Source organism: Saccharothrix sp. BKS2, from assembly GCF_047689505.1.
Lineage (GTDB): Bacteria > Actinomycetota > Actinomycetes > Mycobacteriales > Pseudonocardiaceae > Actinosynnema > Actinosynnema lopnurensis.
The window spans coordinates 274,723-290,617 of the sequence record NZ_JAUQOL010000011.1 but is presented as its reverse complement, the minus strand read 5'-3'; the positions used below and the strand labels follow the sequence as shown (position 1 = coordinate 290,617).

Here is a 15,895-nt window from a genome sequence, read left to right as displayed (position 1 = left end):
GCGCTGACGGTGACCTTGGTGGCGGGCTTCATGAGCCTGCTCGACGTCAGCATCGTGTCGGTGGCGCTGCCGTCCATCCAGCACGGCCTGGGCACCACCCCGGCCGGGGTGCAGTGGGTGGTGTCGGGCTACGCGCTGGCCTTCGGCCTGGCCCTGGTGCCCGCCGGGCGGCTCGGCGACGCCATCGGCCGGCGCACCATGTTCCTGTGGGCGCTGGGCGGTTTCGTGCTGTTCAGCGCACTGGCCGGGCTCGCGCCCACCACCGGGGTGCTGGTGGTGGCCAGGCTGTTGCAGGGCGTGTCGGCGGGCGCGCTGGCACCGCAGAACTCCGCGCTGATCCAGCAGCTGTTCCGGGGCGCCGAGCGCGGCCGGGCGTTCGGGTTCTTCGGCGCGACCGTGGGCATCTCCACGGCGGTCGGCCCGGTGGTCGGCGGCGTCATCCTCGCGGTGGCCGGCGAGGACGAGGGGTGGCGCTGGATCTTCTACGTCAACGTGCCGATCGGCGTGGTCGCGCTGGTGCTGGCGGCCCGCCTGCTGCCGCGCCGGAGCGGCGGGCGGCGCGGGCAGCTCGACCCGCTGGGCGGTGGGCTGCTGGGCGCGGGCGTGCTGGCGGTGATGCTGCCGCTGGTGCTGGCCGAGGCGGGCGGGCTGGCCGAGCTGTGGTGGCTGTTCCTCGTCGGCGCGGCGCTGCTGGTGCTGTTCGTGGGCTGGGAGCGGCGGCTGGCCGCGCGCGGCGGCGACCCGGTGCTGGACATCGGGCTGTTCACCGGCACCCCCGGTTACGGCACGGGCGCGCTGCTGGGGATGGTGTACTTCGTCGGCTTCAGCGGGATCTGGCTGGTGTTCGCGCTCTACTTCCAGACCGGCCTGGACTACACGCCGCTGGAGTCCGGGCTGGCCGTGACGCCGTTCGCGGTGGGTTCGGCGGCCTCGGCCGTGGTCGGCGGGCGGCTGGTGGAGCGGTGGGGCCGCAGGCTGACCGTGACCGGGCTGAGCCTGGTCACGGCGGGTCTCGCGGTGACCGCGCTGGTGCTGCGGCTGGCGCCCGCGCACGTCGCCGGGTGGGCCGTGGCGCCCGCGCTGCTGGTGGCGGGCATCGGCGGCGGCTGGGTCATCTCGCCGAACACGACGCTGACGCTGCGGCACGTGCCGGTGTCCATGGCGGGCGCGGCGGGCGGCGCGTTGCAGACCGGGCAGCGCGTCGGCGCGGCGGTCGGCACGGCGGCGCTGGCGGGCGTGTTCTACGCGGTGCTGTCGGCCTCGGACCGGGACTACCGGGTGGCGGTGTCGGTGGCGATCGGCTGCGCGGTGGTGGCCGTGGCGCTGTCGCTGGTGGTGGCCGTGGTCGAGCTGCGCGCCCGGCCCCGGTGCCCGGCCGCGGTGGAGGGCGTCGACCCGGTCGCCTCCGACGTGAGCTGACCGGGCGGGCGGGACCGGGCACGATGTCCGGGTGGACCCGCTGACGCTCGTCGAGGACCTGATCGCCATCCGGTCGACCGCCGACCGGCCCGACGACCTGCGGCGCGCGTTGGACCTCGTGCTCGACGCCGTGGGACCCGGCTTCGCGGTCGAGCGGTTCTCCTCGCGCGGCAAGCCGGGCGCGCTGGTGCACGCGGGGGACCGGCGACCGCACTTCCGGGTGATCTTCAACGCCCACCTCGACGTGGTGCCGGGTGCGGACGAGCAGTTCCGGCCCCGCCGCGAGGGCGATCGGCTGATCGGCCGCGGCGCACAGGACATGAAGCTGTCCGCGCTGGTGCTCGCCGCGGTGTTCCGGGAGCGGGCGCGCGACCTGCCGTTCCCGCTCGGGCTCCAGCTCGTCACCGACGAGGAGGTCGGCGGGCGCGACGGCACCCTGCACCAGCTGGAGCAGGGGGTGACCGGCGACTTCGTGGTGATCGGGGAGCACAGCGCGCTGCGCGTGGTGCACGAGTCCAAGGGCCTGGTCGTGGCGCGGCTGCGCGCGACCGGGCGCGCCGGGCACAGCGCCTACCAGTGGCTGGGCGACAACGCGGTGCTCAAGGTGGTGCGCGCGGTGGACGCCGTGCTGGCGGAGTACCCGGTGGCGGTCGAGGAGGAGTGGCGCACCACGGTCAACCTCGCCCGGATCACCACCGACAACCAGGCGCTCAACCAGGTGCCCGCCGACGCGACCGCCCACCTGGACATCCGGTTCCCGCCGGAGGACCCGGACTTCACCGGCCGCACGCCCGAGGAGGTGGCCGCGCACCTCACCGCGCTGTGCCCGCCGGGCGTCGTCGCGGAGGTCGACGCCGTGGAGCCGCCCCACCGGGCCGATCCGGGGAACCCCGACGTGCGGGCGTTGCGGCGGGCCGCGCGGGCGCAGGGCTACTCGGGTGAGCTGCTGCGCAAGCACGGCGCGGCCGACTCGCGGTTCTGGTTCCAGCGCGGGGTCGACGCGGTGATCTTCGGGGTCGGCGGGGACGGGCAGCACGGACCCGACGAGTACGCCGACCTGACCACGGTCGAGCCGTACCGGCGGGCGCTGACCGCGTTCCTGGACGACCTCGCCGGGGGCCCGTTGCCGAACGCGTAACCCATTGGTTACGCTTCCGGGTGTGGACGACGTGGCGGGTGCGATCGCCGACCCGGTGCGGCGCCGGGTCCTGGAGATGCTGCGCGACGACGGCCCGCTGTCCGCCGGGCAGATCGCCGAGCGCTTCGCGATCAGCCGCCCCGCGGTGAGCAGGCACCTGCGCGTGCTGCGGGAGAGCGGTCTGGTCCGCGACGAGCTCGTGGGCAGGCAGCGGTTCTACGACCTGGACACCACCCGCCTGACCCCGCTGGCCCGCTGGCTCGCGGGCTTCGACCGCCCCGCCGGCCTCGCGCACCACCTCGACGCACTGGAGACCGAGGTCTACCGCGCCCGGCGGGAACGCCGCACCGACCGACCCGAGGAGAACACGGCATGACCCGCATCCCCACCGGCCGCCTGTTCCGCACCGCCACCGGCAGCGACCTGGTGCTGACCCGCACCTTCCGGGCGCTGGCCGACGACGTGTGGGCCGCCCTGACCGAACCGGAGCGCACCGCCCGGTGGTTCGGCCCCTGGGAGGGTGAGGGCGGACCGGGGGGCACGGTCAGGGTGCGGATGGTCTTCGAGGAGCAGGCGCCGTGGATGGAGGTCCGGGTCGACGCCTGCGACCCGCCCCGCCGGCTGGCCGTGTCCACCCAGGACGAGGCGGGCGTGTGGCGGCTGGAGGTGCTGCTGGTCGAGGTGGACGGCGACACCGAGCTGCGCCTGGTGCACCACCTGGACACCGAGGAGGGCATCGGCGAGGTCGGTCCGGGCTGGGAGTTCTACCTGGACATGCTGGTCGCCTCGCGCGAGGGCACGCCGCAGCCGGTGTTCGACGACTACTACCCCTCGATGAAGGGCTACTTCGAGCGGCTGCGCGAGGGGGAGCGGGCGGCGTCGCGGCTGCCCGCGACGTCGTGACGCGGCTGACGGTCCCGCCGGCTGCTTCTCAACCGGCGGGACCACCGGGCGGGCCAGGACGTGCACAACCCCGCCCGCTGCCATCGAACTGCGCGGCCGGTGCTCCGGCAACCTCCACGTTCCTGAGCAGCGGGATCGCCTCACCGGGAGTACGGTTCGGGCACGCAGGAGGTTCAAACCGGAAGCCACTGCCTTCTTCGTCCACGAGGAGGCCGCGCCGTGGGAACAGAGCAGTTCGACCCGTCGCTCCGGATCGAGCGCGAGGTGCACGGGTACGCGATCGTGGTGCGCGTCGCCGGCGAGGTGGATTCCTCGACCGTCGGCCACCTGGCCCGGGAGATCGCCGTGGCGCTCGCCCTGGCGACCCCGCCCGCGCCGGTCGTGGTCGACCTCGGCGAGGTCGACTTCCTCTCCGCGGCGGGCCTCAACCAGCTGCGCCGCGACCACCTCGCGGCCAGGGAGGCGGGGGTCCGGCTGCGCGTGGTCGCCCGGCACCGGCACGTGCTCAGGCCGTTCGAGGTCACCGGGCTCGTCCACGACCTGCAACCCGTCGCCACGCTCGCGGAAGCCCTGCGCCGAGAGGTCGTCGACGGTCGGCGTTTCGTGCTGGGGGGATGAACCGGAAAACCACCGGCATTCCGCACCCGGTCTTCCGTAAAGTGCCCGCGTGATCGACTACGAGTGGCGCGGCCGGTTCGACAACCACGAGGTCAACACCCTGCACGCGGAGGGCTTCGCGCACCGCGTGCTCGACGACGACTGGTGGGGCCAGGTCAACCGGCACAGCCTGGGCTGGGTGTGCGCCCGCGACGGCGCGGACCTGGTCGGCTTCGTCAACGTCGCCTGGGACGGCGCGGCCCACGCGTTCGTGCTGGACACGCTGGTCGCCGGGCCGGTGCGGCGCCGGGGCGTGGGGCGGGAACTGGTGGCCCGCGCGGTCGAGGGGGCCCGCGCCGCCGGGTGCGAGTGGCTGCACGTCGACTTCGACGACGGGCTGGGGCCCTTCTACTTCGACAGCTGCGGGTTCCGGCCGACCGAAGCGGGATTGATCGCGCTGTAGAACAGCGCGAATACCCCGGATTTCGCATTTCAAACATCCGGTTTTCGGAGTGTTCGACAACGAAGAGATAAATGCGTCCGTGCCATACTGCGGGGATCGGTGATCGATCACGAGGGTGGTGAGGCGGAATGGTCTTGGACGACGCGGCGCGTTCGGGCGGGGCGGACCGGACCGCCCGGCGCCCCGGGGTGCCGGCGGTGACCGAGCACGCAGGAGTGGTCCGCGGGAGGCGGGCCCGACGACATCGCGGTGCGGGTCGCGCCGCGGGAGGTGGCGGCGTGACGGACACGGTGCGGGTGGCGGACGTCCTGGCGACGAGTCGGGTGGAGCTGATGAGCGCGTTGGCCGAGGCGGACGAGCGCGGAGCGGTCGACCTGGTGCTGGACCTGCTGGACGCGGGCGTGCCCGCCGAGACCGTGCTGCTGGAGCTGGTCGCGCCCGCGCAGGCCGAGATCGGCAGGCTGTGGCAGGCCGACCGGTGGGGCGTCGCGCAGGAGCACGCGGCGACCGCCGTGGTGGAACAGGTCGTCGCCGCGATGGGCGGCCGCGTCACCACCGCGCGGACGCGGGGCCACGTGGTGGTGGCCTGCCTGGAGGGCGAGCGGCACGCCCTGCCGCCGCGCCTGGTGGCCGAGGTGCTGCGCGGGCGCGGCTGGCGGGTCACCTTCCTGGGCGCCGGCGTGCCGGTCGCGCACCTGGTGCCCTACCTGTGCGAGCACAGACCCGACGCGGTGGCGTTGAGCTGCACGCTGGCCTCGAACCTGCCGCAGGTCCACCAGGCCATCACCGCCTGCCGCGACACCGGGACCCCCGTGCTGGTCGGCGGTCGCGGGTTCGGCGCGGACGGCCGGTGGGCGCGGGCGCTGGGCGTGGAGACCTGGGTGCCCGACGCCGTGGCCGCCGCCGACCTGCTCGACCGGCCGGCGTGGCGCGGTGCCGCCCACCCCGCGCCGCGACCCGTCGACCCCCGGCGCACCGCGCTGCTCGCCCGCCGCGCCGAGCTGGTCGAGGTGGCCGCGGCGGCGCTGGACGAGCGGTTCCCGCCGGCGCGCGCCGACGAGCGGCAGCCGGACGCGACCGCGGAGGAGATCGGCGAGCTCTTCGACTTCCTCGCCGCGTCGGTCTACGTGGACGACCCCGGGCTGTTCGGCGAGTTCGTCTCGTGGACCGCCGCCGCGCCGGCCGCGCGGCGGCTGCCGCCCGCCGGGACCCGGGTGGTGGTCGACGCCTGGGAACGGGTGCTGGCCGACCACCCCGGCGCCCTGCGGCACCTGGACTGCGGACGCCGGGCCCTGGCGGGGCGGTAGCGCTCCGTCGCAGGTGCCCGGCCGCGCCCGACCCCGTTCGTCAGCCGGTGCGGCTCACCCCTTCTTGGCCTGGTTGAAGCGCAGCATGTTGCCGGACGGGTCGCGGAAGGCGCAGTCGCGGACGCCGTACGGCTGGTCGATCGGCTCCTGCAACACCTCGCCGCCCGCCGCGCTGATGCGCTCGAAGGTGGCGTCGCAGTCGTCGGTGGTGAAGATGACCCCGCGCAGCAGGCCCTTGGCCAGCAGCTGCGCCATGACCTCCTTGTCGGCGGCCGAGGCGTTCGGGTTCGCGAGGGGCGGTTCGAGCACGATGTTCACGTCGGGCTGCGCCGGCGAGCCGACGGTGACCCAGCGCATCCCCTCGAACGCGACGTCGTTGCGCACCTCGAGGCCGAGCACGTCCCGGTAGAAGGCCAGCGCCTCGTCGTGGTCGTCGACGGCGATGAAGCACTGGGAGAGCGTGATTTCCATGGGGATCACGCTACGGGCGGGGTGGCGGACCTGGCTTCTCCGTTCCTGACCGGTCGGGTGAGGATCTTGGCGACGCACGCCGGGATCGCGGCGCCCTCCCGGTGGTCGCGGGCCCGGTACGCGCTCGGGGTCTCGCCGACCAGCTCGGTGAACCGCGAGCTGAACGACCCCAGCGAGGTGCAGCCGACCGCGAAGCAGACCTCCGTGACCGTCAGGTCGCCCCGCCGCAGCAGCGCCTTGGCCCGCTCGATCCGGCGCGTCATCAGGTAGCTGTACGGGGTTTCCCCGAAGGCGGCGCGGAAGCTGCGGGAGAAGTGGCCCGGCGACATCAGGGCGGCGTGGGCCAGCGCGGGCACGTCGAGCGGCTTCGCGTAGTCGCGGTCCACCATGTCGCGGGCGCGGCGCAGCCGGACGAGGTCCTCCAGGTTCACCGGGCCACCCTCTCACGCTTTCGGGTGCACCCGAACGGTGGTCGATTTCCCTTGCGGTGACGGTGTGTAGATCCACCTGGCCCGGGTAGTTGGTGGGTGACTGCCTACGAGGAGGAGCTAGTGGACGCGAGCAAGCCCGCCAAGGTCGTGAAGGACGCGTTGGACAAGGCGGTGGAGAAGGTCGCCGACCTCGTCACCCCGCCCGTACCCGGTGCGCCTGGCAGCAAGCCGCCGCAGCTCGACGAGCCGACGGAGCCGCAGGGCCCGTTGCCGCGCAAGTCCGACCAGGCGTCACCGCAGACCCGGACCGCCACCGGCGCGGAGACCGGTGCCGGGCACGAGGTGCGCGAGCAGCAGGACACCTACCTGACCACGTCCACGGGCCTGCGCCTGCACGACACGGACCACTCGCTCAAGGCGGGGGAGCGCGGACCGACGCTGCTCCAGGACCACCACCTGCGGGAGAAGATCACCCACTTCGACCACGAGCGCATCCCCGAGCGGGTGGTGCACGCGCGCGGCGCCGGCGTGCACGGCGTGTTCGTCGGCTACGGCAACGTCGACCAGGTGTGCAAGTCCGGCTTCCTCCAGCAGGGCGTGACCACGCCGGTGTTCACCCGGTTCTCGACCGTGGTCGGTTCGCGCGGCTCGGCGGACACGGTGCGCGACACCCGCGGGTTCGCCACGAAGTTCTACACGTCCGAGGGCACGTTCGACCTGGTGGCGAACAACATCCCGGTGTTCTTCATCCAGGACGGCATCAAGTTCCCGGACATCATCCACGCCGCCAAGCCGCACCCGGACCGGGAGATCCCGCAGGCGCAGAGCGCGCACGACACGTTCTGGGACTTCGTGTCCCTGCACACCGAGGCCACCCACCACGTCATGTGGCAGATGTCCGACCGGGCCGTGCCGCGCTCGTACCGGATGATGGAGGGCTTCGGCGTCCACACCTTCCGGCTGGTCAACGCCGAGGGCAAGACGTCGCTGGCGAAGTTCCACTGGAAGCCCAAGCTCGGCGTGCACTCCCTGCTGTGGGAGGAGGCGCAGATGATCGCGGGCGTCGACCCGGACTTCCACCGGCGCGACCTGTTCGACGCCATCGAGTCGGGCGCGTTCCCGCAGTGGGAGCTGGGCATCCAGGTGTTCCCGGACACCCCGGAGCAGACCTTCGAGGGCATCGACCTGCTCGACCCCACGAAGATCGTGCCCGAGGAGCTCGCGCCGGTGCAGCCGATCGGCATGCTCACGCTCAACCGCAACACCACCAACTACTTCGCCGAGACCGAGCAGGTCGCGTTCCACGTCGGGCACCTGCCGCCGGGCATCGACGTCACCGACGACCCGCTGCTGCACGCGCGCCTGTTCTCCTACCTCGACACGCAGCTCAGCCGCCTGGGCGGGCCGAACTTCAACCAGATCCCGATCAACCGCCCGCACGCGCCGGTCAACGACATGCTGCGCGACGGGTTCCACCAGCACGCCGTGCACAGCGGCGTGGCGCCGTACAAGCCGAACTCGCTCGACGGCGGCTGCCCGTTCCACGCGGGCGCGGACATGGGCGCGTTCGCGGAGGTGGCCGCGCCGATCGCGGCGGCGGTGAAGGAGCGCCGGTCGCCCGCGTCGTTCTCGGACCACTTCAGCCAGGCGCGCCTGTTCTACCGGAGCCTGAGCCCGGTGGAGCGCGAGCACGTCGTGCGGGCGTTCACCTTCGAGCTGGGCAAGTGCTACGAGCAGGCGATCAAGGAGCGCCAGCTGCTGGTGCTGGCCAACGTGGACGCCGAGCTGTGCGCCCGCGTGGCCGAGGGCCTGGGCCTGCCCGCGCCGGAGCCCACCGCGCCCCCGGCCGAGGTCGCGACCAGCCCGGCGCTGTCGCAGGTCGGCCGGACGTGGCCGGGCGACGGCCGGCTGGTCGGCATCGTGGTGGACGCCGACAACCCGGACAGCCTCGACGGCCTGCACACCCTGCGCCAGGCGATCACCTCGGCCAACATGGTCCCGCTGGTGATCGCCGCCCGCGGTGGGGTGCTGGAGGACGGCCTGGTGGCCCAGCGGACGTTCCTCACCGCGCGCTCGGTGGAGTTCGACGTGGTCCTGCTGGCCGCCGCCCCGCCGCCCGCGCCCGACGCGCTGCCGAGCCGCGACGCGAAGGCCGGCGCGCCCGCGTCCACCGTCGACCCGCGCGTGGTGCTGCTGGTGCAGGAGGCGTACCGGCACGCCAAGGTGATCGGCTCGTGGGGCACCGGCCGGACGGCGCTGGTGGAGGCCGGTTGCACCCCGGGCGAGCCCGGCGTGGTGGTCGGCGAGGACCCGGCGGCCGTGTTCGCGGAGGTCGCCGAGCTGATGGGCGCCCACCGGGTGTGGGAGCGGTTCCCCGTTTCGGTGAGCTGAACGACCCCGCGCTCCGCCCCCGCCGGGATGCCCGGCGGGGGCGGAGCCGTGTTCGGGGCGGTGCCCGACGATCGGCCGGCGTGGACCCGGTGACCGCCCGGGACCGCGGATGAGCGTCACCCGGTCGGTGGGGCGCAGTCCAGCCGGTAGCCCGTGCCGCGCACGGTGACGATCAGGGTGGGCTCGTCGGGGTCGGGTTCGACCTTGCGGCGCAGGCGGCGGATGTGCACGTCGAGCAGGCGGGTGTCGCCGAAGTAGTCGTAGCCCCACACGCGCTGGAGCAGCTGCTCGCGCGTGACGATCCGCCCGGCCGCCGACGCGAGCTCCACCAGCACCCGGAACTCCGTGCTGGTCAGGTGGACCTCCACGTCGTCGCGGCGCACCGTGCCCACCCGGGGGTGGATCTCCAGCGGGCCGCACCGCAGCACCTCGTCCTGGCGGCCGGTGCGGCGCAGCAGGGCGCGGATGCGGGCCGCGAGCACGCTGGCCACCAGCGGTTTGGTCACGTAGTCGTCGGCGCCGGCTTCGAGGCCGGCGATCACGTCGGCGGCGTCGGTGCGGGCGGTCACGATGATGATCGGCAGGTCGCCCCGGGCCCGCAGCGTGCGGCAGACCTCCAGGCCGTCCACGCCGGGCAGCATCAGGTCCAGCAGCACCACGTCCGGCTCGGCCCCGGCCAGCAGCTCCAGCGCCTGCTCACCGGACACCGCGTCCGCGACGGCGAAACCCTCGTCGGCCAGGGCCAGACCGAGGGCCTGCCTGATGTGGGCGTCGTCCTCCACCAACAGCACCGAGGGGTCCATCACCCCCGATCCTGCCAAACCGGGCGGAGATCGCGGAATCGACCACGTGGACGGGTGGGTCGGCCGCGGGCGGAGCCGCCCGCGGCCGACCGGTTCACCTCGGCACCCGCACCTCGAGCGCGGGCACCCGCACCCTCAGCACAGGCACAGCGAGTAGTTCGCCCGGTAGGTGGTCGCCGTCGCGGGCGCGGTGATGTTGTGCGTCTGCGCCCCGCCGTCGGTCCAGCTGGAGTACTGGTACCGGAAGAACAGCGGTCCGGCCTGGGGGCTCGGCGCGCTGATCGAGTTGTTCGACCCGACGATCACCGTGCGGGTGAACGGCGTGGTCTGCGCCGTGCCGCCCACGCTGAGCTGCAACCCGCTCGGGTTGGTGGTGAACGTCAGCTGGACCGTCTGCGGGTCGAGCTTCCGGGTGACGCTGGTGGTGCGCCCGGAGGAGTCCGTGGCGGTCAGCGTCAGGTCCAGGTAGGACGGGTACTCGTGGTCGGGCGCGATGAACGAGCCCGAGGCCACGCCCGACCAGTTCTGCACCACGTGCTCGTGGCACGAGCCGCTGGAGGCGCAGTGCTGGATGCTCAGCCGCCAGCTCAGCGCGGACGCGGGCAGCGCGCCGTCCTGCGGGTCGGTGGCGTGCCCGGTGAACGGCACGTTCTGCCCGACCACCCAGTTCAGCGGCGAGGTCGGGGTGTCGATCACCGGCACCGGGTCCTGCGACACCGGCGCGCCGACGGTGACCGCGACGGTGTCGGTGCCGAACGCGCCCGCCTGGTCGGTCACCCGCAGCCCGACGTTGACCACGGCCTGCGAGGCGTAGGTGCGGGTGGGCGTGGCGGAGGTGGAGTCGTCGTACTGGCCGTCACCGTCCAGGTCCCAGGCGTAGCCGAGCGTGTCGCCGGGGTCCGGGTCGGTGGAGCCGGTGCCGCTGAACTGCACGGTCAGCGGGGCGGCCCCGGACGACGGGGTGGCCGTGGCGACCGCGGTCGGCGCCTGGTTGCCGCTGGAGTAGGTGACCCGCCGCAGCTGGCCCGCGCCCAGGGCGATGTAGAACAGGTCGCCGCCGGGGCCGGTGGTGATCTGCACGGGGACGTTCACGCCGGTCACGAACGGCACCAGCTTGGTCGGGTCGGGCTGGCCGTTGGTGGTCTGCATCGCCCAGATGCAGCCGCGCGAGCTGTCGGAGAAGAACAGCGCGCCGTCGTAGGCCGCGGGGTAGTTGCTGGTCGACTCGAACGCGATGCCGGAGATCGACGACCCGCCGGTGGGGCACGGGTCGGTCGCCACGACCTTCGCGGAGTGGTTGTACGCGTAGTACGGCGCGGTCTGCCCGGCGCCGGTGTACAGCGACTCGCACAGGTCGAGGTTGGCGCCGTCGTAGCCGCCCTGGCGGGCCGAGCCCTCGTAGCAGGGCCAACCGAAGTTCTCCGCCGTCGCGTCGTTCACGTCGGCGATGCGGTTGATCTCTTCCCACGTGTTCCAGCCGACGTCGCCCGCCCACAGCTCCTCGGTGCCGGGCCGGAAGGCGAAGCGGAACTGGTTGCGCATGCCGTGGGCGATGATGCGCTTGGCGTTGGTGTCGGCGTTGGCCGCGAACGGGTTGCCGGCCAGGCCCGCGCCGGTGTCGGGGTCGATGCGCACGATGGAGCCGTCCAGGGACACCGGCTCGCCCGCCGGGCGCCGGATCGACTGGGAGCGCAGCGCGCCACCGCGCGCGGTCGGCGCGGTGAGGTTCGTGCCCGCCGCGCCCGGCGGGTCGGCGCACGGGTTGCCGACCTGGCCGTAGTCGGTGAAGTTGAAGCTCGCGCCGTCACCGCCGCCGACGTAGAGGCCGCCGTCGGGGCCGAAGACGACCGTGCCGATCGAGTGGCTGGGGTACTGCTGGCACCAGTCGGTGACCAGCGGCTGCTCGGCGGTCATGGTGCCGCCGGAGCCCATGGTCAGCTTGGAGACGCGGCCGGTGACCACGCAGCCCTGGTCCGTGGCGCCGGGCGGGGTCGGGCACTGGTCGCCCCAGCGCGGGTGCGTGCCGCCGGGGACGGCGTCGTAGGTGTAGGCGACGTAGACGTACGGGCGGGCGGGGAACTGCGGGTCGACGGCCAGGCCGAGCAGGCCGCGGTCCCAGAAGTCCTGGGTCTGCGGGCGCAGGTCGGCGAACGTGGTGGCGGTGGTGTCGGTGAGCGAGTCGAAGACCTTGACCAGGCCGCTCTTCTCGGCGATGAACACCCTGCCGTCCGGCGCGAAGGAGACGGCCGTGGGCGAGCTGAGGCCGCTGATGGCGACGCTGTCGGTGAACCCGGCCGGCACGGCGGCGACCGCGGCGGTCGGGGTGAGGGCCACCGCGGTGGCCGCGACCACGGCGGTGGTGGCGGCAGCGGCGGTCCAGCGTCTGGTTCGAGGGGAAGGACGTCTGCGGCGGAGTAGACGCATGGTGAACTTTGTTCCCTTCGTGACACTTTGGAGTGGCACGAAAGGGTGACATGGGAGGGCTAGATCACGCTGTGTCTCGCTTTCTGCACTTCGGAATTCCGAGGCATCTCACTCGAACGGCCCAAGGGCGCTATTGGTAAAGTAGTGCGAAAGTGCTGCTGAGGCCGCCTTTTTAGGGGTTGGTGACGGCGTTTCGGGTGGCGTCCGTTCGGGTGATGAGGTACCCGGCCGCGGCGGCCAGCGGGAACATCGCGATCCCGTACACCGCGGCCGGCACCGCCAGCGCCTCGCTGCCCAGCACGCTCACCGCCACCGTGATCGCCAGCGTGCTGTTGTGCACGCCCACCTCGAACGCGGACGCGATCGCCTGCCGCCGCCCCACCCTGGCCAGGCGCGGCACGGCGTAGCCCGCCGCCAGGCTGCACGCGCAGAACAGCACCACCACGAGGCCGACGTCGGCCAGGTAGGTGCCCACGTTCTCCCGCTCGGCGAGGATCGTGCCCGCGATCACCGCCACCAGCACCACGGCCGAGAAGATCCGCACCGGCCGGTCGGCCCGGTCGGCGACCGCGGCCGACCGGCGGCGCACCAGCATCCCGAGCGCCACCGGGACCAGCACGACCGCGAACACCTGGGCGACCTTGCCGAACTCCAGCCCCACCGCGCCCTCGCCCGTCGGTCCGAAGTGGTCCAGGGCGAAGTTCACCACCAGCGGCAACGTGATCACGGCCAGCACCGAGTTCACCGCGGTCAGGGTGATGTTGAGCGCCACGTCGCCGCGGAACAGGTGGCTGAACAGGTTCGCCGTGGTCCCGCCCGGCGAGGCGGCGAGCAGCATCATGCCGACCGCGAGCACCGGGCTCAGCCCCAGCGCCACCACCAGCCCGAAGCACACCAGCGGCAGCAGCACCAGCTGCGTCGCCAGCGCGACCGCCACGGCCCGCGGCTCCCGCGCGATCCGGCTGAAGTCGGCGGTCGTCAGCGACAGGCCGAGGCCGAACATCACCACGGCCAGCGCCACGGGGAGGCCGACTGTCGTCAGGGCGGAATCCATGGCGATCACCTGGGTCTCTCGCGTCGTCGCGGCGGGGAGCGCATCCTCTCCCGGAACCGGACGAACCGGAAGGTCCAGAACCGCTTCGATGGCATTCGGTGATCAACCCGCGCCGGCGCGCGGCGCTCCCGGCGGGTCAGAGCCGGAGGAGCCGGTACTCGTAGCCGGAACCCGAGGTGGAGCAGTTGCTGCCCAGCTGCGAGGCGGTGTAGGTGTAGCCGGACGGGATGGAGCACGCGTACGTGCCGGTGAGGTTGTAGTTCACCGCGTCGAGCAGGTAGTACTCGTAGCGCCAGGCGCACCTCGTGTTGATCCGCACGGACGAGTAGGTGTGCCCGGCCGGGATGTCGCACGCCCAGGCGCGGTGCACGCGCGTGACACCGACGTCCTGCCCGGCGCTCCGGACCTGGTCGCCGGGACCCGCCTCGGCGGCCGAGGCGCCCACCGCGAGCGCCGCCGCGGCGAGGGCCGCCGCAGCGAGGGCCGTCGCCGCCGGCGTCGTGCCGGCGCGTCGGAGCAGCTTCCTGATCATCGTTCCTCCTGGGGCGGTGGGGGCGGTCGGGACCCGGGCGTGCCGGTCCCGGGCCGCCCCGGGGTGTCCAACACGCGAAACGCTGTCACGGCGGTCGTGGCGCGGTCTTCGTGACGGGAGGTGAACCCGAGGCGCCCCCGGCCGGGGGCTTTGCACATCTCCGCAACGCCGGTCCGCACCACCCCCTGCTACGGTTGTCAGGCACTGCCTGACAACTTCGAGGGGAACGCGATGTCCTGCTCGTTCTGCGGCAAGGCGGCCGCCGAGGTGCGGAAGATCATCAGCGGTCCGGGGATCTACATCTGCGACGGCTGCGTGGCCGCCTGCGTGTCGATCCTCGACCACGACGACGGCACGTCGGGCGCGAGCGTGCCCGAGTGGGCCGACATGACCGACGACGAGCTGCTGGCCCACCTGCCGCGCATCGCCGCCACCGCCGAGCAGGTCGAGGGCGGCCTCCGGGCGCGCGTGCTCGACCTGCGCGGGCGCGGCGTCACCTGGGCGCGGGTCGGCGAGGCGCTGGGCATGAGCAGGCAGTCGGCCTGGGAGCGGTTCAGGTGACGCGCGACTTCCGCCTGGTCTGGCTCGGGCAGACCGCGTCCTCGCTGGGCAACGGCGTCACCCAGCTCGCCTACCCGCTGGTCATGCTCGCCCTGACCGGCTCGCCGGCCGCGGCGGGCGCGCTGGCCGCCGTGCGCGCGGTGCCGTACCTGGTGCTGGGCTTACCCGCGGGCGCCCTGGTCGACCGGTGGGACCGCAAGCGGACCATGGTGCTGTGCGACCTGGGGCGGGCGGTGAACGTGGCGACCGTGCCCGTCGCGGTGCTGCTCGACGCGCTGACCCCGGCGCACCTGGTCGTCACCGGCCTGGTGGGCGGCGTGCTGCACGTGTTCTTCTCGGCGGCGGAGAACGCGGTGCTGCCCTCCGTCGTCGCCCGGGACCGGCTGACCTCCGCCGTGTCCGCCACCGAGACCGCCCAGGCCGCGACCGGCGTGGTGGCCGGCCCGCTCGGCGGGGCGCTGCTCCAGCTGGGGCGCGGGGTGCCGTTCCTGGTGGACGCGGTGTCGTTCCTGGTGTCCGCGCTGTGCTTCGCCTCGGTGCGGGCCGACCTCCGGCCCGAACGCGTGGAGCGGAGGTCGCTGCGCGCGGAGGTGGCGGAGGGCGTCCGGTGGCTGTGGCGGCACCGGGGGCTGCGCTCGATCGCGCTGACCGCCGCCGGGCTCCAGGTGGCGATCTCGGGCATCGCGCTGGTCGCGATCGTCTCGGCCGGGGACGCCTCGCCGACCGCGGTCGGCGGCCTGTTCGCCGCCCTGGGCGCCGGGGGAGTGGTGGGCGCGTTCCTCGCCCCCCGGCTCAAGGACCGCCTGGGCCTCAACGGGCTGCTGCTGGGCGTGGTGTGGCTGCACGCCGGGCTGTGGGCGGCCATGGCGCTGGTCGACTCGCTGGTCGCGGTCGGCGTGGTGCTGGCCCTGTTCACCGTCTCCATGCCGTGCTTCGGCGTGGCCGCGCTGAGTTACCAGCTGGAGGTGACGCCGGACCACCTGCTCGGCCGCGTCGGCACCGCGTTCAGCCTGCTGATCTGGGCGGCCACCCCGGTCGGGGCCGCCGCCGCGGGCCTGCTGCTGGACCTCACCACCCCGGGCACGACGTCCCTGGTCTTCGCCGCCTGGGTGGTGCTGCTCGGGGCGGTCCGCTCCCGCGTCGGGCACGGCCGGGTCGCGGCGGGGACCTCGCCCTGACGCCGCACCCCCGCCGCCCACCGCTAGCCTCGGACGGGTCACCCGCGTCCGAGGAGTGCGCATGGCCAAGAAGAAGAAGTCCGGCGGCACGCTGGGGCTGGTGGTGGCGCTGGTCGTGGCGATGTTCATCCTGGTGCCCTCGTTCCGCGTGGTCGTGCTCGACCTGCTGGAACCGGTGCTCGGCGAGCTGCGCGAGGTCAACCCGTTCGGGAGCTGACCCCGG

General features: G+C 73.5%; 17 protein-coding genes. 11 read left to right on the top strand and 6 right to left on the bottom strand.

The features are described 5' to 3' along the window. Window positions 1–30: 30 nt before the first annotated feature. The 7 genes from Q5530_RS24465 (at window position 31) to Q5530_RS24435 (ending at window position 5,827) form a co-directional block, all read left to right on the top strand. On the top strand, window positions 31–1,419 hold the full coding sequence (locus Q5530_RS24465; protein ID WP_415365137.1) for an MFS transporter: 1,389 nt from the start codon (window positions 31–33) through the stop codon (window positions 1,417–1,419). Between the two features lie 31 nt (window positions 1,420–1,450). Further along, the gene (locus Q5530_RS24460) at window positions 1,451–2,557 is read left to right on the top strand and encodes a M20 family metallopeptidase (RefSeq protein ID WP_415365088.1); all 1,107 of its coding nucleotides are present in this window, start codon (window positions 1,451–1,453) and stop codon (window positions 2,555–2,557) included. Window positions 2,558–2,579: 22 nt separating this feature from the next. After that, entirely contained in the window at window positions 2,580–2,933 is a 354-nt protein-coding gene (locus Q5530_RS24455; RefSeq protein ID WP_415365087.1) for a metalloregulator ArsR/SmtB family transcription factor, read from the top strand. Next, window positions 2,930–3,460, top strand: a complete 531-nt coding sequence (locus Q5530_RS24450; protein ID WP_415365086.1) for an SRPBCC family protein — start codon at window positions 2,930–2,932, stop codon at window positions 3,458–3,460. The genes Q5530_RS24455 and Q5530_RS24450 overlap by 4 nt, the downstream gene beginning before the upstream one ends. Window positions 3,461–3,679: 219 nt before the next feature. Then, a complete protein-coding gene (locus Q5530_RS24445) occupies window positions 3,680–4,078 on the top strand; it encodes an STAS domain-containing protein (protein ID WP_415365085.1) in 399 nt (132 codons plus the stop codon). A 49-nt stretch (window positions 4,079–4,127) separates the two neighbouring features. Beyond that, window positions 4,128–4,520, top strand: a complete 393-nt coding sequence (locus tag Q5530_RS24440; protein ID WP_415365084.1) for a GNAT family N-acetyltransferase — start codon at window positions 4,128–4,130, stop codon at window positions 4,518–4,520. Between the two features lie 278 nt (window positions 4,521–4,798). Next, window positions 4,799–5,827, top strand: coding sequence for a B12-binding domain-containing protein (locus tag Q5530_RS24435; RefSeq protein ID WP_415365083.1), 1,029 nt, complete (start codon window positions 4,799–4,801; stop codon window positions 5,825–5,827). 54 nt (window positions 5,828–5,881) lie between these two features. Here Q5530_RS24435 and Q5530_RS24430 read toward each other — a convergent pair whose 3' ends face one another. Both Q5530_RS24430 and Q5530_RS24425 read right to left on the bottom strand, forming a co-directional pair. Continuing rightward, window positions 5,882–6,298: a VOC family protein gene (locus Q5530_RS24430; protein ID WP_415365082.1), complete on the bottom strand. Its 417-nt coding sequence runs from the start codon at window positions 6,296–6,298 to the stop codon at window positions 5,882–5,884. Window positions 6,299–6,303: 5 nt separating this feature from the next. Next, window positions 6,304–6,729, bottom strand: a complete 426-nt coding sequence (locus tag Q5530_RS24425) for a helix-turn-helix transcriptional regulator (protein WP_415365081.1) — start codon at window positions 6,727–6,729, stop codon at window positions 6,304–6,306. Between the two features lie 96 nt (window positions 6,730–6,825). On the opposite strand from Q5530_RS24425, the gene Q5530_RS24420 reads away from it, so the two are divergent. Next, window positions 6,826–9,120, top strand: a complete 2,295-nt coding sequence (locus Q5530_RS24420; RefSeq protein ID WP_415365080.1) for a catalase — start codon at window positions 6,826–6,828, stop codon at window positions 9,118–9,120. A gap of 116 nt (window positions 9,121–9,236) precedes the next feature. Here Q5530_RS24420 and Q5530_RS24415 read toward each other — a convergent pair whose 3' ends face one another. From Q5530_RS24415 to Q5530_RS24400, 4 genes are all read right to left on the bottom strand, one after another. Further along, a complete protein-coding gene (locus Q5530_RS24415) occupies window positions 9,237–9,923 on the bottom strand; it encodes a response regulator (RefSeq protein ID WP_415365079.1) in 687 nt (228 codons plus the stop codon). A 135-nt stretch (window positions 9,924–10,058) separates the two neighbouring features. Beyond that, window positions 10,059–12,275 carry a PQQ-dependent sugar dehydrogenase gene (locus Q5530_RS24410; RefSeq protein ID WP_415365078.1) on the bottom strand — a complete coding sequence of 739 codons (2,217 nt, stop codon included), beginning with the start codon at window positions 12,273–12,275 and terminating at the stop codon, window positions 10,059–10,061. A gap of 244 nt (window positions 12,276–12,519) precedes the next feature. Next, the gene (locus tag Q5530_RS24405; protein WP_415365077.1) at window positions 12,520–13,401 is read right to left on the bottom strand and encodes a bile acid:sodium symporter family protein; all 882 of its coding nucleotides are present in this window, start codon (window positions 13,399–13,401) and stop codon (window positions 12,520–12,522) included. 136 nt (window positions 13,402–13,537) lie between these two features. Then, entirely contained in the window at window positions 13,538–13,933 is a 396-nt protein-coding gene (locus tag Q5530_RS24400) for a hypothetical protein (protein WP_415365076.1), read from the bottom strand. A gap of 231 nt (window positions 13,934–14,164) precedes the next feature. Between Q5530_RS24400 and Q5530_RS24395 the strand changes: the two genes are divergently transcribed. The 3 genes from Q5530_RS24395 to Q5530_RS24385 all read left to right on the top strand — a co-directional run bounded on the left by Q5530_RS24395 (window position 14,165) and on the right by Q5530_RS24385 (window position 15,889). Further along, window positions 14,165–14,494: a ClpX C4-type zinc finger protein gene (locus tag Q5530_RS24395; RefSeq protein WP_380639182.1), complete on the top strand. Its 330-nt coding sequence runs from the start codon at window positions 14,165–14,167 to the stop codon at window positions 14,492–14,494. Further along, the gene (locus Q5530_RS24390; protein ID WP_415365075.1) at window positions 14,491–15,672 is read left to right on the top strand and encodes an MFS transporter; all 1,182 of its coding nucleotides are present in this window, start codon (window positions 14,491–14,493) and stop codon (window positions 15,670–15,672) included. The genes Q5530_RS24395 and Q5530_RS24390 overlap by 4 nt, the downstream gene beginning before the upstream one ends. Window positions 15,673–15,733: 61 nt before the next feature. Next, a complete protein-coding gene (locus Q5530_RS24385; protein ID WP_380639178.1) occupies window positions 15,734–15,889 on the top strand; it encodes a hypothetical protein in 156 nt (51 codons plus the stop codon). Window positions 15,890–15,895: the final 6 nt, after the last annotated feature.

Coding starts and splice junctions, on each gene's coding strand:
- Q5530_RS24400 (WP_415365076.1), bottom strand. CDS start 13,933: ATGATCAGGAAGCTGCTCCGACGCGCCGGCACGACGCCGGCGGCGACG.
- Q5530_RS24415 (WP_415365079.1), bottom strand. CDS start 9,923: ATGGACCCCTCGGTGCTGTTGGTGGAGGACGACGCCCACATCAGGCAG.
- Q5530_RS24465 (WP_415365137.1), top strand. CDS start 31: ATGAGCCTGCTCGACGTCAGCATCGTGTCGGTGGCGCTGCCGTCCATC.
- Q5530_RS24395 (WP_380639182.1), top strand. CDS start 14,165: ATGTCCTGCTCGTTCTGCGGCAAGGCGGCCGCCGAGGTGCGGAAGATC.
- Q5530_RS24430 (WP_415365082.1), bottom strand. CDS start 6,298: ATGGAAATCACGCTCTCCCAGTGCTTCATCGCCGTCGACGACCACGAC.
- Q5530_RS24405 (WP_415365077.1), bottom strand. CDS start 13,401: ATGGATTCCGCCCTGACGACAGTCGGCCTCCCCGTGGCGCTGGCCGTG.
- Q5530_RS24450 (WP_415365086.1), top strand. CDS start 2,930: ATGACCCGCATCCCCACCGGCCGCCTGTTCCGCACCGCCACCGGCAGC.
- Q5530_RS24385 (WP_380639178.1), top strand. CDS start 15,734: ATGGCCAAGAAGAAGAAGTCCGGCGGCACGCTGGGGCTGGTGGTGGCG.